Genomic DNA, 24,756 nt, shown 5'->3' with positions numbered 1-24,756 from the left:
GTGATTCCTCATGGGGCGCTTTGGAAACCTTCAAGAACGTTCACGGCATTGATGCCGATTTCTGCCACCGCGTAGCCGCCTTCCATCACGAACAGCGTCGGCTTGCCGAGCGCCGCGATGCGCTTGCCCATCGCCAGGTAATCCGGGCTGTCGAGCTTGAATTGCGAGATGGGGTCGTCCTTGAACGTGTCGACACCCAGGGACACGACGATGACATCGGCGTCGTAACCCCGGATTTGCCCACAGGCCTGCTCCAGCGCCGCGCTCCAGGTGTCCCAGCCGGAGCCGGCAGGCAAAGGGTAGTTGAAATTGAAGCCCTCGCCGTCGCCCTCGCCCTGCTCGTCGGCATACCCCAGGAAGAACGGAAACTCCGCCTCGGGGTGACCGTGAATCGAGGCGAACAACACGTCGCTGCGCTCATAGAAAATCGATTGGGTGCCGTTGCCGTGGTGGTAATCCACATCCAGGATCGCGACCTTCTGATGGCCCTGGTCGAGAAAGGCCTGGGCGGCGATGGCGGCGTTGTTGAGGTAGCAATAACCGCCCATCAAATCGCCGGCGGCGTGGTGCCCCGGTGGGCGGCACAACGCAAAGGCACTGCGCGCGCCGCGCTGGATGTCTGCCTGAGCGGTGAGGGCCACTTGCGCGGCGCTGTAGGCCGCCTGCCAAGTACCGGCGGTAATCGGCGCACCGCCGTCGAAACTGTAATAACCCAACTGGCCGTGCAGGCTCGTGGGGATGACCGAGCGCAGGGTTCGCGCCGGCCAGGTGAAGGGCAACAAATCACCCTCGCGGTTGTACTTGGCCCAGCGGTCCCAGGCGCCTTTGAAAAACTCCAGGTACGCCGCACTGTGGATGCGCTGGATCGGCCCCAGGCCAAAATCCTGCGGCGCCTCCACCGGCCCCAGCCCCCGCGCCTTGACCCGCTCCAACACATGATCGGCCCGGGACGGCATCTCGAAACAGGGCATCAATTGCCCATCCATCAACTCGCAGCGCCCGTGGTGCAGGTGGTGATCGTCTGAGTAGATCGTCAGCATTTTTTTGTTCTCCGCAAGGCTGGTCGGTTTGAACACAGTCTTGCGGCCAGAGGCGTTTCAGAGAACGGCAGGAGAGGCCAAAAGGGGATCGAAATGGCCAATAAGTTTGACCGTAAATCGCCCCTTGTTGGCGCGGGTGTGCGCGGGGTTGGGGCAGGGGAGCGGTCAGAGCCGGGGGCCAATCAGCTTAGAGATTATGGGCATAGCCGCGTTTTTCCTTGGTTGATTTGGAGTAATAAGCCAGATCGATTTTAAAAAGAGCGCGGACGTGGGCGAGCTGTGCTTTGAGATGAGATCGAGTCATGCGATCAGTATTTTCTGAAAACATAAGGTGGTAAATGGCAGGCCAAGTGACAGCTGCGTCCGAAAAATAGATGTCCTCACGGGGGCCCACGACTGAGATGCACTTTGTAGTAGAGAAAAGTGCAGATAAAAATTTGTCATGGATCATGGAGCAAGCGGATAGGAACAGGCGACGTTTTTTCAGGTGAGGTTCTAGGATTTTTGCAAGATCCGTATAGCCGATCTCATTCTGATTGGTCGTGAACAATCCATCTTCGTTCCCATGAGCAGAGATGTGCAGATACCGGTAACCCGACTTCCCGAACTCTGTAACGGCTTCAATGAACTGGTGTCGTGTCCTGACATAACGGTAGATGGGGTTTTTTTCGTGTAGCCTTAAGACTGAAGAAATAACACCCCCTTCAAAGCGGCCATTGCCCTCATCGTCAGGATCAAGTGTTTCAATAATGAAAACGTCAGGGGTCGAGGCCATTTAGAGGTGCTCAAGTAGTTTTGTGTGTAATGAATAATGCTTTTGATCACGCAAGACTTCGTGATTCAGCTCTGTTGAAAATAGAAAACACCGTTGGTCTTGAATTTGTCGGCGTACCAAGCAACGCCGAGAATATGCTTCATTGCTTCCTTTTCTCCGGAAGGAACATCGTCCCGGTTTTTTAAGAATTCTTCAAATTTTACATTGTGGTTGGGAAATATCTCATTTAGCTCATTTAGTTTTTTTCGTCCATTTTCTACGGTTATGGACTTGCTTTTCTTTGAAAATCTATTGGGGTACAACAGATTGAAAGAGGACGAAAGGCGCCAGTGATTGGATACCCTGAAGTCATTGAAGTAATTGAAATGCCGGTTGTAGATGTTGGTGAGCAGGACAAAATCCACGAGATCGAAGCGTTCATGCCCAATTGGACTGTCTTCGGTAAAAAAACCACCCTCACCAAACAGGTAGCCACGCCACAGTTGCATGTCGATCTCTTTGTGACAGCACACAATTAATATGTTGGTGTCTTCGACTCTGCATTGCTTGACTTTTGCTTGGGTGGATTCCAGAAAATCCTTCATTACGTTATCTAGATTTTTTCCTTCTTTAACTGTGATGCCTTGTGGCGTTAAGCGCTCACGCGCGTCCTTAAGCGCCTGCTCGCGGAGTGCGTTATGGGGCATTCTGTTTGAAAAGGTAAGCGTCACTTCGTCAGGGGAGCGTACTTCATCTTTGTAAGAGGCACATTTTACTTCGAGATTATATTTTTTCCCTTTTACGGTTACGCTGAAGTCCACATCTTTAGGCGACGTGACTTTATCTTCGTAGACGAATGCCGCGTTGGGGTAGTCGATAAATTCACTCATGGCTGTTAGCTCGCAAGCAGCCTGTATATATTGACTCTCGTTAAAAGCCCCGGCGCGAACTTGCAATTTATCTCGGATGAGACGTTTGACTGGTTTCTCGCCTATCTTAGCCTGAAGCGAATTGAGGATTTTATTCAGCGCGTGTAGGTACTCGTCGTAATGAATACTTGTTTTTACAAGGTAGTGTTGGTTGTCTGTAATTTCACTCAGATGATCGAGTAGCATGCGTCATATTTCCTTGTTCATTTGTTAGCTGAACGAATGCGCGGGGTTAGCGGGTGGAGCCCCTTGGGCATTGGCTATTCAGGTTTGATCGCGGGAAGCGAAAGGGCTGCACGTATTGCGTTCAAGGACACGTAGAAATCCTCAGTGTTGCCGAACGCCCCTCTGTAGATCTTGTGAACGAGAGCCTCATCTTGCTTGGCGATCTCAATGAACACGGCAAACGTCAAAGAGATGCCCCGTGGCAGCCGGAAGTAACCTTTGTCTATAAGTTGCTTGGCACGCAGTTCAAGCAATGGGAGATTCGTCTTGAACATAGCATCCACCTTATCGATGCTGTCCAGTTTGAGTTCGCCGCTGAGGTAGCGGTCGTATCGAATGGTGTGGTCGCTTTCATACCATTCCGAAAGAATCTCGATGCCGAATTTTTTCGCCAGCTCGGCATCCATCGCCGAAACCAGCAGATTCGACCGGGCGTAGGTGGAGATGTAGGTGTAGAACTCCCGCTCCAAGGTCTCAAGGATCAAGGCGTTTTTCGATTTGCCAAGGGTATTGGCGACAGCGGCAATGGTCCTGTCCAGGCTGCTGCTCAAATTACGCAGCGTGTAGGAGACCGTTTCGGCCTTTTCAACATCGTTCATAGGGAATGACTCTGGGAAAGCTCCTCCGACGTAGAAGAGATGGAACCATCGTCTACCTGAAAAACCATCTAGTCAATTGTGGTTCATAAAATAGAATATGGTTATTTTGTTGCGATGTGAATTTCGATGGTTCTAGGACGTGCCTTATCCCGAGGCGATCACAGAGCGGGCACCCACCACCAATCCCTTGTGGGAGCGAGCTTGCTCGCGAAGCGGCAGCATGTGACATACCCGGATTAAAGGGTGTACACGGTCCGTGGCGAGGGAGCTTGCTCCCGCTCGACGGCGTAGCCGTCGTATTGGCGGCTACGCCGGTCAAACGATTGAATCGAGATCCAGCGTATACGGTTCACCAATAGCGTACCCGTGAGCACCACGGATCAAGTCACTGTCGTCATCCCGGGCCGGTGCCATCGCCAGTTGCTCCGCCTCCCTGTTTTCCGGGTGTGCCTGCCAGCGGGCCAGGTTTTGTGCCAGTTGCCCGGGGTGTTCCGACAAGCTCCCATAGACGTCTTTTTCGCTGACCGACGCAGTGCGCAACGTAGCAAGGCGCGCGCGGGTGCTGTGCAGCTTGTCGACCTCGCGGATGAGCGCAATGTTGATATCGCTTTCGCTACGTCCATTGGGTGCGCTCCGTCCCGCCAGGGAGCGCTCTTCATCACGCAGCTGTTGGGTAATGCGTGCCAGCGCATTGTCGATCCATTCATATTCGCGTTTTGTCGCCAGTGTGCTTCCGGTTATGTGCGCTTCCTGCCAGCGCCGCAAGGTCGCCCAGCAAGCGGGGATGTAGCTGGGGAGCATGAAATGGTTGCCGGTCTGGATGAGTTAGGTCAGTAATGCAGAGCTATCCGGTGGCCTTTTCAAGCTCATGGGCCGGTGATGGTGTTGCAACGGGAATTCAAAGAATACGCTTGGTTAGACAGACAATCCGGCAGTTAACTGCCAAGAGCGGTCGGTTCTGAGCGGCTGTGTTCAGCCAAAAAACGGATGCCCACTTTTTGCTCGACACCACCATTGCCCGTGTCAAGGTCGCTGGCGGCATAGGCATGATCCCTGTGCAATTGGGAGATCGAGATACCCCGTCGATCTGCATCCACTAGGCGCAGACTGCCTGGAAGTGGCGCTTCGCTTGATGGCAAAACTGCTGCAGCGACTATGGAGGCATTACTGCACATAGCAAGGATTGATAGCCTCATAGCTATCGGATGCGTAAGCGCATAAAGTTCAGCAGTTTTTATTTTATATGCGAGCCCTTAGGAGGCATGAAGCCCGTGAGAGAATTTACTAACCCCGTCTCAAATATCGCTATATTTCTCGACTCAGAAAGGCACTTCCTAGAGGCCCTGACTCGCTGGAATTATTTCCCCAATCAGAAAGACTCTTCAACTGAACTGCCTCCCTGCTTTTCAACTAGCAGGTTTACTCCAGAGGTGGCTGCAGAACTATCTGAAATCGTGTTGACGGGCGACCGAAAGGATTTTCAATTCGACCTGGCAGAGTACAAGGCAACACGATTTAATAACGTGCCTCGAATCCTGGGCCTCATACACCCTCTTGCCTACTCGAAGATATTTACCACTCTAAAGACTTACAGAGGGGAAATACTCGAACTCATGGATGATGAAAATAGCGCCATTACTGCCGAGCAGCACAATGACGGTCGAATGTTTATCATGAATTATGAGGATCATGAAACAAAAACTAAGGACATGTTAGATCTCAGCTTTGGAGCGGAATTTAGAGCGCATGCAGACGTGGCCAATTGCTTCGGATCCATTTATACGCACTCATTGGAATGGGCAATTCAGGGATACGATGAGGCAAAGAGGCAGTTTCAGAAGAAAAACGGCCCCAAACACTGGAGCTCTGCCCTCGATACGGTGCTTCGAAATGCTAAGCGTAAAGAGACGACGGGTCTTCCTATTGGTCCCTGCACCTCAAGTATTGCCGTAGAAATCATCCTTGCGGCAGTCGATAAAGAGCTGGCAGGAAAATTTCGATTTGTTCGATACATCGACGATTACACCGCCTACTGCTGGACGCACCTAGAGGCCCAAGAGTTCATTCGTGCACTTAGCATCGCATTATATAAATACCGCTTAACGCTGAATCTAAGCAAAACTAGGATAACTGAACTTCCAGAACCATTAGTAGACCCTTGGATTACTGAGCTAAATAACGCCATCCCATGGAGGGCGGAACCCAATGGGACTTCATCTTTGTGCACGCGCGACGCGATAAACTTCTTAGACTTCGCCGTCCAATTGAAGAGAGCAGAGCCTGACGGCAGCGTCTTGAAGCTCGCCGCAGGTCTTATATGTAGTAGGGCTCAAGGCGACACCGCCGCTATAGTATTCCAGTATGTCTTGAGTCTTAGCTGGCATTACCCAATTCTCTTGCCATTGCTTGAAAAAATTGATGCCACATCCGACCTCTACGATAAGGACGCCGTAGTTCAGAAGTTCAATGGAATCTTGGAAGTCAATGCGTTACATCGGCGTTCTGATGGCATGTGCTGGGCGCTATATTACCTGAAGCAACTAAGCGCTCAGCCGACGCCAGAAAACGTCACGCGAGTGGTACAGACGCTAGATGCTACTGCTATCGCGCTACTCAGTAGCTTCGAGGCTGGAGAGGAAGCTGCGGTGGCCTATGCAAATCAGGTGATTGAGGGTGGTGGTCTTTACGAGCTAGATCGATGCTGGATCCTTTTGTATCAGCTCTTCTTCCATGGAAAGATCGCTAACCCATATGCCGACGAGTCAACGTTTGTCATCCTCAAAAAATATGACGTTCAGTTCCTGAACTCTCCTAAAAAGAGTTCCAAGGCCGAGGACTATTGCTCCTACTACTCCAATCCTTTTAGGAAAACCGGAGAGAATCCGGTGAGCTTCAAAGCCTATTTGGAAGGGGATTTGTGACTGCCTGTCCTAATCATAAGGCTCTAGTGGCGTAGACCAAGACTACGGTCTATGTAGCGTGAAGCGATCTCGCCATCATACGTAGTGTGCCGAACCCCACCCATAATTTCACCATTTCCCAAGGTCCGACTCTGAAGGTCGGTTGCGTCATTTTTGTGTAGATGCTTGAGACGTTTAACTTTTCCGTGAATCAGGCTCAGCGTATCGGAAGAGGTTTTGCGGGAAAGCTTAGCGAGGTGTCGCGAGCAGTACTTGCCTGCTAGGCCCTTTCGATAGATATTTTTCTAACAAACCTTCTTTTTTTTTGGACAGTTTGAAATAAGCCATCTAGCCTTCAAAAAAATGCGGAACTTGCCCAAAGAGGCGTTGTATGAAGATCATTCGGACACTGTTCGTGGTAATGGGAGTTTGTACCTTTTCGTTATCAGGTTGTGCCAATAAACAGGCGTCAAATTGGCATGATTCTACGGTTTTAGACGACCAGCATTCCGAAAGTTTAACTGAACCGATAATGCTTGTTGCCGATACGCAGTTTCATGAGAGCCGTGGGACAGCCAGTCATTATTTTTCAATGGCCGGGGATGAGTTTTTTCCTGTAACCATCAGAACCGGGCAGCAGGTAATCGGTGCTCCTGATCTTCTATTAAGAGCATTGGATCAAGGGAAATCTTATCCATTAGCGTTGCACTTGGGTGATGGAATCGACGTCTCGTGTCAGACAGAGTGGTCATTATTCAAGCAAGTTATGGGTGAGGCTAAAGGGCATCCTTCCGCTTCGTCATGGCTTTTCTCTCCTGGGAATCATGACGGCTTTATGGTAGGTAACATATATCCAAAAGCCGACGGTATTTATAAGACTGAGTATTGGACCAATGTGTGCAACGTTGGTCGGGGCTACGCCGGTTCCAAGCAACGGTTCGGCAGAATGCCGAAAGAAGCTATTGTAAACGACTACGTGAATCTGCTTAGAGGGCAGCCTCTGAGTCAGAAAAATCCTGCGAGTGGACAGTTCTGTTTAGATGGAAATCAGCTATGCGTTGCCTACCGAATAGCTTCTGAACCGTGGAGGTCATTTATAGTTCAACTCGTTAAATTACCGCCCTCCAGAAATAATAGCAGAGGAATATATGCACTTCTTTTAGATACCTCAGACTATCTAAGTCGCCCGAATTTTGGAATAGGTGGACCTACCGCAGGCATTGATGCAGGAATCTCACTCGATCAAATCAAGGCCGCTCAGCAATTAGTTTCGTCATTGTCAGATGACTCTCGATATTTTTTTACTGGGCATCATTCTTTTAAAGATTGGAAAGTGGAGAGTTGGAAAGGCGAAAAATTGAATAGATTCATGACGTTGAGCATGGGGAAGCAATCTCTCCGATTTGTTGTGACTGCTCATACGCACGAAGGTGGGTGGTACGAACACGATTTCGGAGGAGGACATTTGCAGGAACTGAACACAGGCAGTCTTGCAGATGCGCCATTATATTACAGAGATATTTCATTTGAACTGTATGATGGGGGGGCGATGAGTGTCCGCTCAAATCGGATTTTCCTAGACAGCGTAAACTCCAAATGCAATGAATACAAACCACCTGCGGACGGTAGTGGCTACTCTGTGAATGATCAGCAATCGGAAAGTGATCGTTTATCAGCCGCTCCTGCGCTTCTTAGAAAGATTGGAAGTTTTTTTAGTGCGACGGGCCACTTTTTTGCGTTCTGGGAGGCTAAACACTCCGAGCTGAAACCGCAGTTGTTAGCTTACGCAGATATTGTTCAAGACGTAATTCCAGATAATCAAATATTTAACTATCACCCCGACGGGACCAACTACGAACTCCCTTTTAGAGGTGGCTCAAGTATCGCAGAACACTTGAGGTATTTGGCTAGCTGTTTTGATGCTAAAAAATGCTCTGTAAGCCAAAAAGGAAATCTATTGTACAGTTTGGATAAATACTTCTGGTTTTCTGAAATACCCGCGGGGCAAAAGCAGCTGTCGCACAATAAAAGATACTGTGCGGCTATGGTTATAACCGGGCTCGCAGGAGAAGGCTCGCCTGCGGTAGAGCAAACACTGCAAGACAGTCAGCCCAACGTAAAGCGTCTGGCGGTAAGAGTCTCCGATTAATCTTGTTCTCATAAGGAGTTTGTCATGTATAAAGTAATTTCAATTGCTGTCGCTACGTCATTAATGACAGGGTGTAGTTGGTTTTCTGATTTGAAGCAGTATGATGGGTACTCTATTGGCCCGGTAAATTCGGATATGCTCAAAGATTACACTTCCATAAAGTCGCTATTGGTTGATTCCAAACTTATTCCCGTAGACTGCTTCAATAATCCCATTCCCACCACTCCCACCAATCTCGAATCGACTTGCACGATAGCGCGGAATGATGGGATCTCTGCCATGGTTTTGGCATCGGAAAATCTATGTGTCGCTCATCGTAAAACAATTTACGGTAATGATGCTGCATTTAATATCACTGCGGGCAGCTTTACTAACTTATTTGCTGGTGCCTCTACTGTTGCAACAGCGCAAGTGGGAAAAAGTATACTCTCAGCATTGGCATTATTGTCCAACGCTGAGCGATCACTTGTGAATGAGAGTGTTTACAAACAAATGCTGGTAACTAGTGTAGACAAAAAAATTATTGAACTCCGAACTGATAAGGCTGAACAGTTGTATGCCAGTCTGGAGGAAAAAAATATTAGTGATTATTCGGTGAATCGTGCCTTGTTAGATTTTTATAATTTTCATGAGTCTTGCTCTTTCATGGATGGTTTAAGAGTCGCTTTGGCTGAAGGTACGAATGAGAGTAATGCTCATAAATTGCAACGCTTAAAGGATAACCTAAAGATGTTGGCGCTGGAATCCAGTGCTTCCTGTGTCGCGGACGCAACAGGTATAGTATGTGTTGAGGCTAAAGAGAGATACAAGGCTTTGTCGGGTAATATAAAAACGTTGGAAGCACAGTAATTTGATTGTATGTATCGAGCTCTATTCGAATCTGAATTTACATGTGGGTTACGAGCATAAAGAGGCGCTGAGTAAATAGTCGATGGGGCCAAGTGCCCGCTTCTGGCCGTTTGCTGTCTGTGGCTATAGGAAACTCACCGCGCCGCCTTAGAGCAGCCAGAGACTCACCAACAATTTCCTATTGGAGCGAGCCTACTCGTGGGGGCTGTAAGTAAGGGGTTGATGAAGCGGCTATTGTGAAACGACGTTTTCTAGCGCCCAATTGTCTGCGTTGCACTCAGTTCGATAGTCGATGGATGCCAAGGGCCGAGCCGTCATAGCAAAAACTATTAATATTCTCCTTGGGCATAGAATGTTTTTGGTGTGCCAAGGAAAGCTCCAGTTGTGCCCAATTTGCTGATTTTTCTTAACTCGCTGGCGCTCTTTAGAATGACACACAGAGCTGCCGCGATAACCCCTTGGCCGAAGTAGGAAAAGGGCATATCGATTGACCGGTATGCCTTTTTCCATGCCCTTGTTACTAGCGCGGGTCGACGTTATCTAGCACTCGGTGCGCCAGCAATGAACTCAGTTCGATCAGTTGCTGGATGCCGAGGGCGATGTGACGGCGGGGGCCTTCGAGGTCGAAGGCCAAGTTGCTGATCATCGCGTCGGCGGATGCCAGGTTTTCGCTGAGGTTGGCGAGCAGGCATTCGTTGTCGGCGTTTTTTGCCACGGTGAATAGTTGGCCCGGTTTGGATGCATCTTCGGACTTTTCCGGTTTCGGTAGCAGGTAGTAATCCAAGGCGCGTTTAGCAGCTTCGTCCTGCTTTTTGTTTTTGCTACCGGAACGGGTAGCGGTTGGGTCTGTTTCTGGAGGATTTGGAGTTATCTTGAACATATGCATTTTTCCCTCTAGTAGGCCGCAACCATCTCGCTACTAAACGAAGGGGTGGCAGCTGTGCGCAAGTTAGTAGACCGGTGGAAAACACATAAAAGCCCGGCGCGCCCGAGGGCGCCATGCGCACAGCCACCATCAAGTGCAGACAACGCCTGACTGATGAGACTCATGCAACCATTATGTATTTCCAACCAGGGCTACTAAACCCGACCACTGATGGGCAGTGGCAGGGAAAACGATAGAGGCTAGAGACAAGGCGCACAAGCGGGCGGATTCTGGCGTAGTTGTAGGCAATGGCGCAAGGATTCGTAGCTTGGTGGAGGCGTTGCGGAGGGGGAATAAACAAGCCTTTGTAATGCCCAGGATTCGGGGCGAGGGAGCTTGCTCTCGTTCGGTGGCGCAGTGATTTTTCTGTAGGAATGAGCCGGCTGTTTTGGGGGTTGTCGTCCAGCGGGATTGTGGTGCTGCGGAGAGGGGGAGGCGACATAACCCGGCATTCGGCTCGTCAGCAATGAATGAATTTGAGCAGTCGTTGGACGTCGGGCAGGGAACCGTACGGTGAATTCCTTGATGTTCTACAAGCCCATCCCAACTGGTCCCAGAATCTTGATGGATCAAAAAATGATCGATTATTAGCTTGTTTGGCATGTTTAGCTGTCCAGCTAAATATGCAATTAGAGCTAAGGTATTGCACGTATAGAAAGTTTTGCTGCTGTCTCTGAACCACTCCAAATTTGGTAAGGATCCTTGAAAGGACTCCTAGATCCGCACGTACTAGCCGAGCTCATGGTGAATTTTTTACTTTTCTGCCTTAGGCCCAGTTTTTTTTCAGTGCGCCAAGAAAATCTTCACTTACGCTGGTTTTGCGGATTTTTTCTTAACTTGCAGTACACCTTAAGGCGCGCAGGCTGGGCTTCACAGGACGGGGAGGCCGCCTCCTTTGTGGGAGCGAGCTTGCTTGCGAAGGCGGCAGCCATATCACCTGGCTTCAAGGTGTATGCAGACCGTGGCGAAGGAGCTTGCTTGCGTTCGGTGGCGCCGCCGTAAACCGGTTGCTGCGGTCTGCATGGAAGAATGCGTCAGCCTGCTTTGGGGCGGCTTCGCCACCCAGCGGGAGCAAGCTCTCTCGCCACGGGGGGGGCTGCGGTTAGCGAGGGAGTTGCCCTCGATCCCCCAGGAGTTCATCGATCAGTTCGTCAAAGGCTCGATGAGCGCTGAAGCCATTCAGGACGCCTCCATTGTCGCTAAAAAGCCATTTCGACGACACGTTCCGTTCTCATGTCGTCGCCAGCGACATGAGAACATGACGTGTCGCAAAAATCGAAAAACAGCGACACGTTATTCCGTCGTGTTCACACTGACGACATGAGAGGGCGCCTGACCGAGCGCCCTCGCCCCTTATCTAAAGGACCAGGATCGCCCCATGACTGCAGCCCCTCCCATCTGGCAGGCCGATAAACCGTATAACCAATTACCGCCTCTGCCTCCAGCCGCCGAACTGGAAACCCGTGCAGTACTCAAGCGCTGTATCGAGGCGCGCACGGCCTTGGCTGAGCTGAAGCAGGCAGCCGAACTGATCCCCAACCAAACGGTGTTGATCAACACCATCCCCTTGTTGGAGGCCAAGGACAGTTCCGAGATCGAAACCATCGTGACCACTACGGACTTGCTCTTTCAGCATGCCCGCCCAGCGGGAGCAAGCTCCCTCGCCACGGGGATTTGTGCTCAGCCTGCGTGGCTGTACAAGATGTTGTAGAACGAGGTTTGCTCATCGTTGATCAAGGCAAGATCCTGTCCCGTGGGAATTTTTTCGAACAGCGCTTTGTCGACCCCCATCCGACGCCGGATGATCATCTCCAGCAATTGGCCAAACAACGCTTCATCGCGGACGTGTTTTTTCAGTTTTAGAACGTCGCGAGGTTTGTCTTTCAGGATGTGAAAGGTGTAATTCATCACAACCATATTGGAGACGAACAGGTTTGCCGTTGACTGAAGCGGATTGACCGCATCGATCAACGCATCAAATATTTTTTTCGGGTCCTGAGCGTACGTGAGCAGAAATACATCGGGGTACATAAGCTCGCTGTGCCGATCATTGATCGCGAAGCGGTAATGAGTCTCGTCGGGCTCGGTGAGTAATCTGACGGTGCTTGTTTGAAAGGTCTTCAACGTCCTGAGCAGTTCATGCTCTTTCCTGCTGTCGGCCTTGATCGTTTTGTAGACCCGATCAATCACATCCAGAAAAGCCACGGACCCCAGCCCGTCGGTCGCCATCATCAGTTGATCGCCTTCGATGCTGAACCGGCGATAAGCCTCGTCATCAATGCTCAATTCGAAAAGCAGGAACCTGAGCATGTAGTTCCTCAGGTGCGCGTCCGCATCCAGGGCGCTGTTCTTCAGGCTGATCAGTTGGATCAGGTAGAAGAAAATAAAGTACTGCTTGTTGGTTCGTTGACGGTTGTCGATTTCAAGCAGGTAGCCAAAACGCGACAGGACCAGCAGCAGGGCGTAGCAGTCGGGTTCTGTGAAGCCGTTCTTCAACATGGCTTTTTCGAAAGCGCTGACGGAAAACAAATCATGCCAGCGGCTAACGCTGAAGGGCACGCCATTGCGTTTTCTGGCGACAGCGGTCAGCAGCGCAGGCTCGTCTTCTTCGTAAAAAACAGCACCCAACGCCTTCGGATACGGCCGGACGTTGAGGAAATTTTCAAGCTTGTAGGAGAGAAGATCGAATATGTCCATCTGGCGTTATCCGCAGGTCTTCCATTTTCCGTTCGGGCCTTTTTTCTCGACACGAAATGACGTAATGGTTTTATTGAATTTATCCAATAATCGGAAACCGATGCCTCTGGCCTTGGGCTCATTCGTCTTGGACAGCACGCCATCTTTCAGGCCCGTCTCTTTATAGTCAACGGTAGAGATGTCCTTGTGATTATTGAGCATGCTCACACCTTCATTATTGACGGTGGCCACTACCCGATACTTCTCATTGCCTGGGTTGAACCCAGGGTTACTGTCCTGGTTGACCCACACCGCTTTCTCTCCTCGGATATTCGGAACCAGGCCACCTTTGCCTCCGTTGGCAGCCTTGGACGAGACGGTTTCGCTTTCGCCCATGTACCGGATAATCTCATTCTCTTTGAGCCCCAGCGGGTCGATCCAGGTAAATGGATTCGGTGCGTAGCGATAAAGATTCAGGCTTGCCGCCAGGCCCAGCGGGTCGGGCGTGGTAAAGCGGCCTATGTCGGGATCATAGAAGCGGAAGGTGTTGTAGTGCAGGCCCGTTTCCCGGTCCAGGTACTGCCCCTGAAACCGCAGGTTCTGTTCTTCGATGTAGTACGGTTCACGGACTTCATCAGTGGTGTTGCCCCATACCTGGTAGTGCGCGTGCCATAGCGGATGGCCGTCACTTTCCGTCAAGGCTTGTGGCAAACCATTGGGGTCGTTGTGGTAATAGCGGATGCGTTGATGTTCATCGATGCCGTCGACGCGGGCCAAGGGTTCGTGACTGTCGCCGATGTAGAGGTACAGGCTGGTCAGGCTATTTTTATGTTCCTTGAGTAGTTGCAGGCCATCCCAGTCGAAACGCGTGCAGGCGATGAGACGTCCGTCGTCATCGTGTTCGGTTTTCTCAATCCTTCGGCCCAACGGGTCGTAGCGCATCCTGACGATGCTTTCACCGTCGGACTTGTGCGTTCGAACTTCAACCAACCGATGATCCGAGTCGTAGCTGAAACGCTGCAGGCCATGCCGGCTGCTGCGCTTTTCAATCATTCGGCCAAAGCCATCGTAGCGATAGTGCTTATCCTGATAGCGCTTGAGTTGGTTGTGCGTAACCCGCCCACTTGTACCCGGTGAACTGTCGAGGAGATTGGCGGCGGCATCGAAGGAAAATGTTTCATTCTGGCCTTGCCGAGTGCCCTGGCTGGCCAGGATCCGGCCCGTCACATCGTAGTGCAGCAATTGGCGTTGTTGACCTGTTGGCAGCCGCTCAAGGCGCCCCACCAGGTGGTCGCCAGGATCAAACTCGAAATGGGTCTGATCGGTGGCAGGGATCAACGCCGGTTGGCGGGTATGCCGACGTTGGCGGCTGCGTAAGCGCCCGCTACGGTCGTACTCACTCCGTGTGCTGATTTGGCCTTGGGTGCGCAGTACCTCTCGATGCAGCCGATCGCGTTCGAAGTCGCTGATGACGTGGCCGTCGAGGTTGATTTGGTGCAGATGACCACTGCCGTAGTACAAACGGTTGACCCAACGGCCATCGGGTAGGTGGGTCTGGATCAGGTTGCCGAGTTCATCGTAGTGATGCTTCAGAACACCTGCTGAACTCTGCTCCTCAATCAGATAACCCAGAGCGTCATAAGCAAAGCCCAGTCGTTGTTCGTTGCCGTCGTTATCGATGACCGTGGCTTCGATTAACTGATTCAACGGGCTATAGCTGTACCGGGACTGTCCATCCGGTGTGATTCGGGTTGTCAGCCGGCCAATGGCATCACGTTCTAACTGATGAACAAGGGGCTTTTCACTGGGCTGATGACCACCTCGCGGCGCGGCGACGGTTTCGACCCGTTTTACGTTGTTGAGGGCGTCGTATGTGTAGCCTTTGGCGCTGCCATCAAGGTTGCGCTGTTCGGCCAACCGATCCCCTGCATCCCAGGCAAACCGGTAACTCTCACCATTCTCATTGGTCAGTGCTTGCAGCCGGCCGAAGCTGTCGTAGGCAAACTGCACCTGCCGGCCCTGGGCGTCGGTGCGTTGGCGAACCTGGCCGCGGCGGTTGTGGTGGTAGAGCGTGGTGTGCCCGGCCGGGTCGGTGTAGCCGGTGAGCTGGCCGGCGGTGTCGCGCTGGTAACGCTCGGTGCGGCCGTCCGGCAATTGGCTGCCGAGCAGGCGCCCCTGGGCGTCGTAGCTGAATTGGGTGCGCTCGCCGAGGGCGTCGGTGATGGTGTGCAGATAACCGCGGGCGTCGTAGCTGAAACGCGTCGGGTAACCCGAGCAATCGACGTGTTCCACCAATTGGCCGAACGGGTTCCAGCGCAGCTTCTTGCTTTTGCCGGTGGCGTCGATGATTTCCACGACCTGGCCGTGGGCGTCGTAGCGGTAGCGGGTGACGTGGCCCAGCGGGTCGGTTTCTGCCGTGCAGTTGCCGCGTTGATCGTAACGGTATTTCCAGCTGTGGCCGGCGGCGTTGGTGTCCACCAGCGGCAGGGCCCAGTGTTCGAGCCAGAGGGTGGATTCGCTGCGGCCCAACGGGTCGGTTTCGCTGATCAGGTTGCCGGCTTCGTCGTAGCTGAATGAGTACTGGCCGCCCTGTGGATCGGTAGCGCTGAGCAACTGGCGCTCATCGTTCCATTCGAACAGCCAGGTCTGGCCGAGGTTGTCGGTGTATTGGGTGATCTGGTGTTGGCTGTTCCACTGCCGGGTGCTGACGCGTTGCAGGCTGTCACTGATGCGGGTGATGCCGGCCTCAAGGTCATAGTCGAACTGGTAGGCGTCGCCTTCGTCGGTCCAGTGGCGGACCACGCGCCATTCCTGATCATCGATCAGAGCCCATTCGTAGAAGCAGTGCAGGCCGGTGGGCAGCTGGTGCTCGACCATCCGTTGTCCGGCGTCGTAGCGGAAGCGCCGTTGCACCTGGCCGGTGGCGTCGTGCACTTCGGCGAGGGTGTTGGCCGCGTCGTAGGCGTAGCTGACCAGCACCTCCCGCGTTTGGTCGGGGTAGAGACGTTCGATGTGGGTGACGCGTTCGCCTGCGCGGATCAGCTCGACGTGCACCAGGTCGAAGGTGTCGCGCAGCCGTACCAGGCGTCCGGCGTCGTCGTAGTCGAGGTGGATGCGGTTGTCGTTGCGGTCGCCCAGTTGGCTCAGGCGCAGGTGTGATGGGTTGGCGGGTGATGGTTCGAACAAACGGTACTGGCCGTCTTCGCTTTCGATCAGCAATTGCCCGTTCACATGGCGGCGCACGGCCAGGCCTTCGCCGGCGCTGAACACCGCGCCGCCCAAGGGGATGGAGCCCATGTCGATGGGCCGGCCCTGTTCGTCGGTGTAGACCAGGGTTTCGCCGCCCTCGGGGTGGGGCTGGATGTCCACCTGCACTTCGTAGGCGACGCTCCAGCCGGCGCCGAACAGACTGTCGCGGCGTTCGTCGCGGCTGTTGTAGACGCGCTGCCAGTCAATCGGCAGGATGCCGGGCAAGACGAAATCCAGGTCCTCGTCAGCGCCCAGCACTTTGGCCCCGGTGGCGGCATGCACCGGATTCGACGAACCCATGGCCGCATTGGCGGCCGCGTTCGCCGCGCTGCTGGCGGCCATGGACACCGCGCCGCCCACCAGCATGCACGGCAGTTTGCTGAAGAACTTGCCCTTGCCGCCCTTGAGCATCAGCAGTGCGGTGACCGCCAGGCCCACGCCCGGGGTCTTGCCGCTGCGAATCTCGCGCACCACCACCGAGCCGCCGCCAATGGTCACGTCAGGGGAAATCAGCCCAGCCGACACCACCGTGGCATCGCAGGTGCTGCGGTCGCCGCTGCGCACGGCGGGCTGGCCGTTGATGGTGACCTTGTCCGAACCTTCGGCCATGAACTGCGGTGGCATGGGTGGGTGCTTGGTGCAGATCACCAGGTCTTCCGGGCGGGTCTCCGTACCGGGGGCGGGCGAGGCGACAGTGGGGCGCCACATTTGCGAGAAGAAACTCCCGGCCATGTCCAGGTAACTGGGTTCTTCTTCCGGCTCGGGCATTTCCAGTTCGGTGCCGGCCGGCGCGACATGGGAAACCACCGCGCCGGCGGCGCGGGCCGAGGGGATGTTGTTGGTGAAGGTGTCCTTGGAGCCGGTGAGGATGTTGGCCTGCACCGTGGGCGGAAAGAGGGCGTTGCCGATGCCCTCGCATAAATTGCTCAGGCCTTTGTCGGCCCCAGTCTTGCTCATGGCCAGGCCAACGATGGTGCCCACCACCAGGCCCAGGACGAAGCAGCCCAGGCCGCCGGTGACCACGGTGATGCCCGTGGCCGCGACCACGGCGGCGGTCGCCAGGGCAGTGATCGCGATGTTGGCCGCCACCTCCAATACACCGCCCAGGATGTCGGCCATCATCGAGGTGTGGTTGAGTGCATCGCCCAGGCGGGCGGCCCAGAGCGCGTCAGACATGCAGGTTGCTCAGGCGGGTAGGGTGGTTGGGGAGAGTGTGTTCAAGCAGTTGGATGCCTTCCATTGCATCTGTCCTTGTGGGTTAGGGCATGCTCATCAGGGCCATTCTCAGGCGCTTGATCAGTTTCGGGGTCTTGAGGCAATCGGCCGGGCGTTTGTTACCCAGGGCGGGCACGGTCTGTTCCAGCCACCATAAGCCTTCCTTGAGCCCCCTTTTGCCATAGAGCACCACGGCCATGTCAAGGTGGTCATCCATGGCCTTGGCCAGCGCGCGGGCGTTGTCGTCGAGGTAGTCCTCTTCGTACAACCGCACGAAATGCTGCCAATCGGCATCGCCGACGTATTCGTCTTCCAGTCCCATTTTAAAAACCTGCAAACGAAATCAAGTTGCTGCCGGTCGGGTTTCGCGCCGACGGCGCCAGGATCCCATCATAACCATTCGCCTTGGCCCAGGCGCCGATTTGATGGGTCTGGGTGTATTTGTCGCCGGTAATGCTCTTGAGGGAGACCCCCAATTGTTTGCGCACATCGGCCCGGGTCAGGTCCAGGACGTTGTTGAGCTGCACTTTCTTGCTGACCAGCACCCGTGTGGACAGGTCCACGCCCCAGTGATTGACTTCGCCCATGGCTGTCTTGCGTGAGTTGGCGCCATAGACACCGCCCAGGCCGGGGGCGGTGTAACGGTGCCTGGAGGCGACGTTCCACTTGTGCGCCGTCCAAGTCGTGCTGATCCGCCCCGGTTCTTCAAAGCGATACACCGTTCGGTTGACCTTGCGACCCTTGGGTGGCGTCGAGCATTTCATCAGCCCGAAGGGGTCGATCCAACTCACCGGGTTCGGCGCGTACTGGTAGAGGTTCAGCCCACCCGCTAGGCCGATCGGGTCCGGTGTGGTGAAGCGGCCGATGTCCGGGTCGTAGAAACGCAGGGTGTTGTAGTGCAGCCCGGTTTCGCGGTCCAGGTATTGGCCCTGGAAGCGCAGGTTCTGCTCTTCGATGTAGTACGGTTCGCGCAGCTCTTCGGCGGTGTTGCCCCACACTTGGTAACGGGCTCGCCAGAGTGTGTGGCCGTCGGCTTCCGAGAGCTGTTCGGGCAGGCCGTTGAAGTCGTTGTGGTAGTAGCGGACCTTCTGCTGATCGCCCAGGCCGTCGACCCTCGCCAGGGGTTCGTGGCTGTCGTCGGCGTAGATGTAGAGGCTGGTCTGGCTGTCGCGGTATTCCTGCAAAAGTTGCAGCGCATCCCAGGTGAAACGGGTGCGGCTGAGCAGCGTGGCGTTGCGGTCGTACTCGGCTTTTTCGATGCGTCGACCCAACGGGTCATAGGTCATTTTTACGACCGAGCCGTTATCGTTGCGCACTTCCACCAGGCGTTGTTCAGCATCGTAGCGAAAACGCTGGACGCCACGTCGGGCGCTGCGTTTTTCCACCATGCGACCGAAACCGTCATAGCGGTAGCGCTTGTCCTGATAGGTCAACAAGCGGTTATGCGCGACCTGGCCAGTGCCCAGACCGTCCAGCAGGTTGGCGGCCGGGTCATAGGCGAAGCTTTCACGCTGGCCTTGAAGGTTGTCCTGGCTGGCAAGAATGCGGCCGGTGGCGTCATAGTGCAGTAACTGGCGATGGGACGCTTCGGGCTGGCTGTCGAACCGCTCCACCCGTTGATCGCTGGCGTCATAGCCAAACAGCGATTGCGCCACAGGCTGCAGCAGCGTGGATTGCCCCTGTTGCCGCCGCTGGCGGGCCCGCAGGCGGCCACTGCGGTCGTATTCGCTGCGGGTGCTCTGGCGCCCCTGGGTGCGCAGCACTTCGCGGTGCAGGCGGTCGCGCTCGAAATCGCTGATGACCTGGCCGTCGAGGTTGATCTGGTGCAGGTGACCGCTGCCGTAGTGCAGGCGGTTCAGCCAACGACCGTCGGGAAGCAGCGTCTGGTTCAGGTTGCCCAGTTCGTCATAGCGATGTTCGAGGTTCCCCGCCCAGCCTTGCTCGGCAATCAATTGCCCCAGGGCGTCGTAACGCAAGCCCAGGCTTTGTACTTCACCGGTCTGGCTGGTGAAGGTGATCGCATTGACCTGGTCGAGCGCGTCATAGCGGTACTCGGTGCGCCCGTCCGCGGTGACTTTCGCCACCAGTCGTCCCATCGCATCGCGCTCCAGCTCATGAGTGATGGGGGCTTGGGGCGCGAGGTCCAGGTCGGTGCTGCCAGGCACCGCGAGCGCTTCCACGCGGGTGACGTTGTCCAGCGGGTCGTAGGCGTAGCGCTTGAGGCTGCCGTCCAGGCTGTGTTGGGCGGTCAAGCGGTCGGCGGCGTCCCAGGCAAACCGGTAGCGCTCACCGTTTTCGTTGGTCAGGGCCAGCAGGCGCCCGTAGTTGTCGTAGCTCAGCTCCACCCGGCGACCGTGGGCGTCGGTGCGCACCTGCAGTTGACCGCTTAGGGTGTGTTGGAAAGTTGTCGTATGCCCGGCCGGATCGCTATAGCTGATCAATTGTCCGCTTGCGTCACGCTGATAGTGCTCGGTGCGCCCGTCCGGCAGTTGCTTGCTCAGCAGTCGACCCTGGTCGTCGTAGCTGAAAAGCGTCCGCTCTCCCAGTGCGTCGGTGCTGCTGAGCAACAGCCCTCGCTCGCAATAGCTCAACCGTGTGGTGTAACCGGAACAATCGGTGTGTTCGCTGAGTTGCCCAAGCGCCGTCCAGCGCATGCGCTTGCTTTTGCCGGTGGCGTCGATGACCTCCACCACTTGGCCGTGGGCATCGTGGCGATAGCGGGTGACGTGGCCTAGCGGGTCGGTTTCGCGAATGCGGTTGCCCCGCGCGTCATAGCGGTACTGCCAGGTATTTCCCGCGGCATCGGTTTCAGCCAGGGGCAGGGCCCAGTGTTCGAGCCACAGGGTTGACTCGCTGCGCCCCAGCGGGTCGCGGGTTTCGCAGAGGTTGCCCGCTTCGTCATAGCTGAACTGATGTTGTCCGCCGTTGGGATCGGTCGCCCCCAGCAACTGGCTTTCGTCGTTCCACTGGAAGGTCCAGGTGCGACCCAGCGCGTCGGTGTTTTCGGTAATCTGATATCGGCTATCCCAGCGACGGGTGCTGATGCGCTGCAAACCGTCGGTGATGCGCGTAGTCCCGGCGGCCAGGTCGTAATCGAAGGTGTAGGCGTCGCCCGCGTCGGTCCAGTGGCGAACCACGCGCCATTCCAGGTTTTCAACCAATGCCCATTCATAAAAACAGCGAAGCCCGGTAGGCAGTTGGTGTTCCACCATTCGCCGCCCGGCATCGTAGGCGTAGCGACGTTTTACCTGGTCGTTGGACTGACGGACCTGCGCCAGATCGCCCTGGCCGTCGTAGCCATAGTGCATCAGCACTTCCCGGCGCCGATCGGCATAGAGGCGGTCGATCCGGCTGACCCGTTGTGGCCAGCGCTCGTCATACGCCAGTGCGATGCGGGTCAGGTCGAAGGTGTCACGCAGTTGCGCCAGGCGTCCGTTATCGTCGTATTCCAGGTGGATACGGTTGTCGTTGCGGTCACCCAGTTGGTTCAGGCGCAGCAGCGCTGCATTGGCTGACGTGGGTTCGAACAAGCGGTACAGCCCGTCCGCGCTCTCTATCAGCAGCTCGCCGTTGGCATGCCGGCGCACGCTGAGGCCTTCACCGGCACTGAACACGGCACCGCCCAGGGGGATCGAGCCCATGTCGATGCGTCGGCCCTGTTCGTCGCTATAGACCAGGGTTTCGCCGCCGTCTGGATGAGGCAGGATTTCGACGCGCACCTCGTAGGGCACGCTCCAACCGGCACCGAACAATCCGTCGCGGCGTTCGTCGCGGCTGTTGTAGAAGCGTTGCCAGTCGATCGGCAAGATGCCGGGCAGGACGAAGTCCATCTCCTCGACATCGCCCAACACTTTGGCCCCGGTGGCGGCGTGCACAGGGTTCGACGAGCCCATCGCGGCGTTGGCCGCGGCGCCCATCGCGCTACTGACCGCCATCGACGCCGCACCGCCGACCAACATGCAGGGCAGGTTACTGAGGAATTTACCCTTGCCGCCCTTGAGCATCAGCAGCGCCGTGACCGCCAGCCCGACGCCCGGGGTCTTGCCGCTGCGGATCTCGCGCACCACCACCGAACCGCCACCGATGGTCACGTCAGGTGAAATCAGCCCGGCTGATACCACGGTCGCATCGCAGGTGCTGCGGTCGCCACTGCGCACGGCGGGCTGACCGTTGATGGTGACTTTGTCCGAGCCTTCGGCCAGGAACTGCGGCGGCATCGGCGGGTGTTTCATGCAGGTGATCATGTCCAGCGGCTTGGGCACGGCACCGGGCGCGGGCACGGCGACGGTGGGACGCCACATCTGCGAGAAGAAATTCTCGGCCATGTCCAGGTAGCTGGGTTCGGCTTCGGGTGCTTCAAGTTCGGTGCCGGCCGGCGCGACATGGGACTCGATCGCCCCGGCGGCGCGGGCGGCAGGGATGTTGTTGGTCAAGGTGTTGGTGGAGCCGGTGAGGATGTTGGCCTGCACCGTGGGCGGGAAGAGGGCGTTGCCGATGCCCTCGCATAGGTCGCTTAGCCCCTTGTCGGCCCCGGTCTTGCTCATGGCGAGGCCGACCACGGCGCCCACCACCGCGCCGAGCAGGAAGCAACCCAAGCCGCCAGTGGCAACGGTAATGCCCGTGGCCGCGACCACGGCAGCCGTCGCCACCGCGGTGATCGCAATGTTCGCGGCCACTTCCAAGACGCCGCCGAGGATATCGGCCATCATCGAGGTGTGGTTCAGCGCGTCGCCTAGCCGAGCGGCCCAGAGTGCGTCAGACATCCAAGGTGCTCATCAAGCCTGAACGTCGAACAGCAGCGAACCCTTGATCGTTGCCCAATGCGCCGCTTCGGCATCGCCCAGTTTCTCGGCTTTCACGTAGCTCAGGGCAAGCATTTTGCGGGTGCCGGGCAGCACCAGGGCCAGCTGGAACTGGAAGACCTTTTCATTGCCCTTGTTGAACTGGCTGCGCAGTTCGATGGCTTCGACTTCCTGGTTGGCGCCTACGCGCACGGTGGCGCCCGGTTGGCAGCGCAGGTCCTGGACCTGTTTTTCCAGGCGCTTGAGCTGGTCGTCGAGGTTGCTTTGCAGGGTCTCGCCCTCGGCCAGCAAGCTGCGGCTGACGATCAAGGACGTGCCCAGTTCGGGGAACTTGAGGATGTTGATTGTCGCGTCCAGCAATTCGCTGGGCGGCAGCTGGAACTGGAATTCATTGAGGCGGTAAGTCATGGCGCAAAAATCTCGAGGTTAACCCTTGGGTGCAGGGAACGCGGCTTGGATGTTGGCATCGATGCTGCCCTTGACGCCCTGGCCGTCCGGCGTGGCTCCGGGGCCGCCACCGTTGTTCAGGTGCAGCACGCCGCCGGTGTTGAACTCGGCATCGCCGCTGGCGTAGAAGCTGATCTGTACGCCGGTCAGGTTGATCTGGCCGCTGGCGTTGAGCTCCAGGATGCTTTCGCCGCATACCAGGCGCAGGTTTTCGCCCACTTCAATCACGTAGCTCTGGCTGATGCTGTCGGTCTTGCGCTGGCCGACGGAGAGGATGTCCTCCTGCTTGACGATGCGCAGGCGGTTGTTGCCGATGGTCACCGTCTCGTTGTGGCCGATGCTCTTGTTGCGGTCATGGCCCACCGAATGGCTTTCATCCACCTCGACCACGATGTCCTGGTTACGCTCGGCGTGGATGTACAGTTGCTCGGCGCCTTTCTTGTCTTCCATGCGGATTTCGTTGAAATTCGCTGGCGTGCCGCCCTTGCTCGAACGGCTTTTCATGCCGCTCTGGGTGGCATTGGCGGGCAGATCATAGGGCACGGTCTGTTCGGCGTTGTAGACGCGACCGGTGATGATCGGCCGATCCGGGTCGCCTTCGAGGAAACTGACGATCACTTCCTGGCCAATTCGCGGGATCTGCATCGAGCCCCAGTTTTTCCCGGCCCATGCCTGCGACACGCGAATCCAGCACGAGCTGTTTTCGTTGGATTGGTCGTGACGGTCCCAGTAGAAATGCACCTTCACCCGGCCGAACTGATCAGTCCAGATTTCCTCGCCCTTGGGACCCACCACTAACGCAGTCTGCGGGCCTTTGACGATAGGGCGATGGGTGATGGGCAGTGGCCGATAGCTTTGCTGGGCGTCGATACAGGTCAGGCTGCTTTCGAACTGCGCGGTTGGCGCGCCACCGCCGGTTTCGCCGCTTTCCTGGGAAATGTAGTAGCGGGCGCCGACGATCAGGTATTCGCGGTTCTGGTCCTGGCGGGTGAAGCCGGTGAGGCTGAACAGATGCCCCGAGCCCAGGCCCCGAGCGTTACCGGCCAGCTCGACCTGTTCGTGCTGGGTCTGCAAGGCTTCGATGCGAGTGCGGGCATAGTGTTCGCCGTCCTGGCTCTGCACGTAGGTGCCAGGGTAGTCGTAGAGGGGATAGTCGCCGGCAGTGTGTGGGCGGGGCATGGCCGAGCGTACGTCGATGCGTGCGCTGGGGCGTTGAAAGTCGTAGTCGTTGAGCTCCAGCGAGCCGGGCTGGACTTCCTGGGCCAGGTGCCAGTCGTGGATGTGGTCGCGCTCGCGCTGCTGCTCGTTCTTCGGATAGTAAGGCACCGTTGCGTAGCCCGGCGCACGGGTGTGGGCACCATAGGCGTCGGCCAGCACCAGCACATGACGACCCTGCTCATGGCGGAAGAAGTAGTAGATGCCTTCCTGCTCCATCAGCCGGCTGACGAAATCGAAACTGGTCTCGCGATACTGCACGCAGTATTCCCACTCGCGATACGTCTGGCTCAAGGCGTCTTCGAAATCGGAAAAGCCCAGGTCGCGGAACACCTGCTTGATGATCTGCGGGATGGTCAGGTTCTGGAAAATCCGGCAATCGGAGGTGCGGGTCAGCAGCCAAAACCACGGGCGCAGGGTGGCGTGGTAGCTGGCGAACTGGCCCTGGTCGACGTTCTGGCTGAAACGGGCGACGATGCCATGGAAGTAACGCTCGCCACCGCCATCGAGCTGCAGGCTCACGCACATGGGCTTGCCGAGCACCTGATTGAGGTCGATGGCGTTGTCCAGCGAGTGCAGCTGCAGCTCGTAGTTGAACAGCCGCCCCAGTTCTTCGCCGCCGCTCATGTCCTTGAGCAGCAGTACCTCAGGTCCCAGGGGGCTGGTGATCTTGGCCAGGCGTGAGGCTTGGTTGAATAACATCGGTCATCTCATCGTTGTAATGGCTGCGCCGCTGATTGCCTGAAGACACCGGATGCACTGTGGGAGCGGGCTTGCTCGCG

15 protein-coding genes and 1 pseudogene are annotated in these 24,756 nt (G+C 56.0%); 4 read left to right on the top strand and 12 right to left on the bottom strand.

What is annotated here, in order from left to right; all coding sequences use genetic code 11:
- Positions 1 to 8: 8 nt before the first annotated feature.
- The 5 genes from BT125_RS13120 to BT125_RS13100 form a co-directional block, all read right to left on the bottom strand.
- The gene (locus BT125_RS13120) at positions 9 to 1,040 is read right to left on the bottom strand and encodes a histone deacetylase family protein (protein ID WP_072348086.1); all 1,032 of its coding nucleotides are present in this window, start codon (positions 1,038 to 1,040) and stop codon (positions 9 to 11) included.
- A gap of 187 nt (positions 1,041 to 1,227) precedes the next feature.
- Positions 1,228 to 1,815 (bottom strand): hypothetical protein, encoded by a 588-nt coding sequence (locus BT125_RS13115; RefSeq protein ID WP_072407527.1) that lies wholly within the window; start codon positions 1,813 to 1,815, stop codon positions 1,228 to 1,230.
- A 65-nt stretch (positions 1,816 to 1,880) separates the two neighbouring features.
- Positions 1,881 to 2,909 (bottom strand): hypothetical protein, encoded by a 1,029-nt coding sequence (locus tag BT125_RS13110; RefSeq protein ID WP_072407525.1) that lies wholly within the window; start codon positions 2,907 to 2,909, stop codon positions 1,881 to 1,883.
- Positions 2,910 to 2,983: 74 nt separating this feature from the next.
- Entirely contained in the window at positions 2,984 to 3,547 is a 564-nt protein-coding gene (locus BT125_RS13105; RefSeq protein WP_072407523.1) for a hypothetical protein, read from the bottom strand.
- A gap of 315 nt (positions 3,548 to 3,862) precedes the next feature.
- Positions 3,863 to 4,348 (bottom strand): hypothetical protein, encoded by a 486-nt coding sequence (locus BT125_RS13100; RefSeq protein WP_072407521.1) that lies wholly within the window; start codon positions 4,346 to 4,348, stop codon positions 3,863 to 3,865.
- Between the two features lie 470 nt (positions 4,349 to 4,818).
- Here BT125_RS13100 and drt4 point away from each other — a divergent pair, with 470 nt between their 5' ends.
- The 3 genes from drt4 to BT125_RS28765 all read left to right on the top strand — a co-directional run bounded on the left by drt4 (position 4,819) and on the right by BT125_RS28765 (position 9,445).
- Positions 4,819 to 6,468, top strand: a complete 1,650-nt coding sequence (gene drt4, locus BT125_RS13095; RefSeq protein ID WP_256573767.1) for an antiviral reverse transcriptase Drt4 — start codon at positions 4,819 to 4,821, stop codon at positions 6,466 to 6,468.
- A 370-nt stretch (positions 6,469 to 6,838) separates the two neighbouring features.
- The gene (locus BT125_RS28770) at positions 6,839 to 8,596 is read left to right on the top strand and encodes a hypothetical protein (protein WP_139271734.1); all 1,758 of its coding nucleotides are present in this window, start codon (positions 6,839 to 6,841) and stop codon (positions 8,594 to 8,596) included.
- A 24-nt stretch (positions 8,597 to 8,620) separates the two neighbouring features.
- Entirely contained in the window at positions 8,621 to 9,445 is an 825-nt protein-coding gene (locus tag BT125_RS28765) for a hypothetical protein (protein WP_139271733.1), read from the top strand.
- A 520-nt stretch (positions 9,446 to 9,965) separates the two neighbouring features.
- On the opposite strand, the gene BT125_RS13085 is transcribed toward BT125_RS28765, so the two are convergent.
- Positions 9,966 to 10,325 carry a DUF6124 family protein gene (locus BT125_RS13085; RefSeq protein ID WP_072407517.1) on the bottom strand — a complete coding sequence of 120 codons (360 nt, stop codon included), beginning with the start codon at positions 10,323 to 10,325 and terminating at the stop codon, positions 9,966 to 9,968.
- Positions 10,326 to 11,748: 1,423 nt separating this feature from the next.
- Between BT125_RS13085 and BT125_RS13075 the strand changes: the two are divergent.
- Positions 11,749 to 12,012 (top strand): annotated as a pseudogene (locus BT125_RS13075) (Fic/DOC family N-terminal domain-containing protein); the annotation flags it as partial.
- Positions 12,013 to 12,050: 38 nt separating this feature from the next.
- On the opposite strand, the gene BT125_RS13070 reads toward BT125_RS13075, so the two are convergent.
- From BT125_RS13070 to tssI, 6 genes are all read right to left on the bottom strand, one after another.
- Positions 12,051 to 13,067: a hypothetical protein gene (locus tag BT125_RS13070; RefSeq protein WP_072407515.1), complete on the bottom strand. Its 1,017-nt coding sequence runs from the start codon at positions 13,065 to 13,067 to the stop codon at positions 12,051 to 12,053.
- A gap of 6 nt (positions 13,068 to 13,073) precedes the next feature.
- Complete coding sequence (locus BT125_RS13065) at positions 13,074 to 17,471, bottom strand: RHS repeat-associated core domain-containing protein (RefSeq protein WP_256573765.1); 4,398 nt, start codon at positions 17,469 to 17,471, stop codon at positions 13,074 to 13,076.
- 82 nt (positions 17,472 to 17,553) lie between these two features.
- Positions 17,554 to 17,832, bottom strand: a complete 279-nt coding sequence (locus BT125_RS13060) for a hypothetical protein (protein WP_072407512.1) — start codon at positions 17,830 to 17,832, stop codon at positions 17,554 to 17,556.
- 1 nt (position 17,833) lies between these two features.
- Positions 17,834 to 22,273: an RHS repeat-associated core domain-containing protein gene (locus BT125_RS13055; protein WP_072407510.1), complete on the bottom strand. Its 4,440-nt coding sequence runs from the start codon at positions 22,271 to 22,273 to the stop codon at positions 17,834 to 17,836.
- A 12-nt stretch (positions 22,274 to 22,285) separates the two neighbouring features.
- Positions 22,286 to 22,720: a DcrB-related protein gene (locus BT125_RS13050; protein ID WP_072407508.1), complete on the bottom strand. Its 435-nt coding sequence runs from the start codon at positions 22,718 to 22,720 to the stop codon at positions 22,286 to 22,288.
- Positions 22,721 to 22,738: 18 nt separating this feature from the next.
- Positions 22,739 to 24,676 (bottom strand): type VI secretion system Vgr family protein, encoded by a 1,938-nt coding sequence (gene tssI / locus BT125_RS13045; protein WP_072407506.1) that lies wholly within the window; start codon positions 24,674 to 24,676, stop codon positions 22,739 to 22,741.
- Positions 24,677 to 24,756 lie beyond the last annotated feature (80 nt).

This window comes from Pseudomonas sp. NFACC04-2 (assembly GCF_900119265.1).
Lineage (GTDB): Bacteria > Pseudomonadota > Gammaproteobacteria > Pseudomonadales > Pseudomonadaceae > Aquipseudomonas > Aquipseudomonas fluorescens_AA.
Note: the sequence above shows the minus strand (reverse complement) of the source record. Positions and strands in the feature narration are given on the sequence as shown.

Bases quoted from the DNA above. Each gene is read 5' to 3' on its own strand.
- BT125_RS13120 (WP_072348086.1), bottom strand. From the start codon at position 1,040: ATGCTGACGATCTACTCAGACGATCACCACCTGCACCACGGGCGCTGC.
- BT125_RS13115 (WP_072407527.1), bottom strand. From the start codon at position 1,815: ATGGCCTCGACCCCTGACGTTTTCATTATTGAAACACTTGATCCTGAC.
- BT125_RS13110 (WP_072407525.1), bottom strand. From the start codon at position 2,909: ATGCTACTCGATCATCTGAGTGAAATTACAGACAACCAACACTACCTT.
- BT125_RS13105 (WP_072407523.1), bottom strand. From the start codon at position 3,547: ATGAACGATGTTGAAAAGGCCGAAACGGTCTCCTACACGCTGCGTAAT.
- BT125_RS13100 (WP_072407521.1), bottom strand. From the start codon at position 4,348: ATGCTCCCCAGCTACATCCCCGCTTGCTGGGCGACCTTGCGGCGCTGG.
- BT125_RS28770 (WP_139271734.1), top strand. From the start codon at position 6,839: ATGAAGATCATTCGGACACTGTTCGTGGTAATGGGAGTTTGTACCTTT.
- BT125_RS28765 (WP_139271733.1), top strand. From the start codon at position 8,621: ATGTATAAAGTAATTTCAATTGCTGTCGCTACGTCATTAATGACAGGG.
- BT125_RS13085 (WP_072407517.1), bottom strand. From the start codon at position 10,325: ATGTTCAAGATAACTCCAAATCCTCCAGAAACAGACCCAACCGCTACC.
- BT125_RS13070 (WP_072407515.1), bottom strand. From the start codon at position 13,067: ATGGACATATTCGATCTTCTCTCCTACAAGCTTGAAAATTTCCTCAAC.
- BT125_RS13065 (WP_256573765.1), bottom strand. From the start codon at position 17,471: ATGTCTGACGCGCTCTGGGCCGCCCGCCTGGGCGATGCACTCAACCAC.
- BT125_RS13060 (WP_072407512.1), bottom strand. From the start codon at position 17,832: ATGGGACTGGAAGACGAATACGTCGGCGATGCCGATTGGCAGCATTTC.
- BT125_RS13055 (WP_072407510.1), bottom strand. From the start codon at position 22,273: ATGTCTGACGCACTCTGGGCCGCTCGGCTAGGCGACGCGCTGAACCAC.
- BT125_RS13050 (WP_072407508.1), bottom strand. From the start codon at position 22,720: ATGACTTACCGCCTCAATGAATTCCAGTTCCAGCTGCCGCCCAGCGAA.
- tssI (WP_072407506.1), bottom strand. From the start codon at position 24,676: ATGTTATTCAACCAAGCCTCACGCCTGGCCAAGATCACCAGCCCCCTG.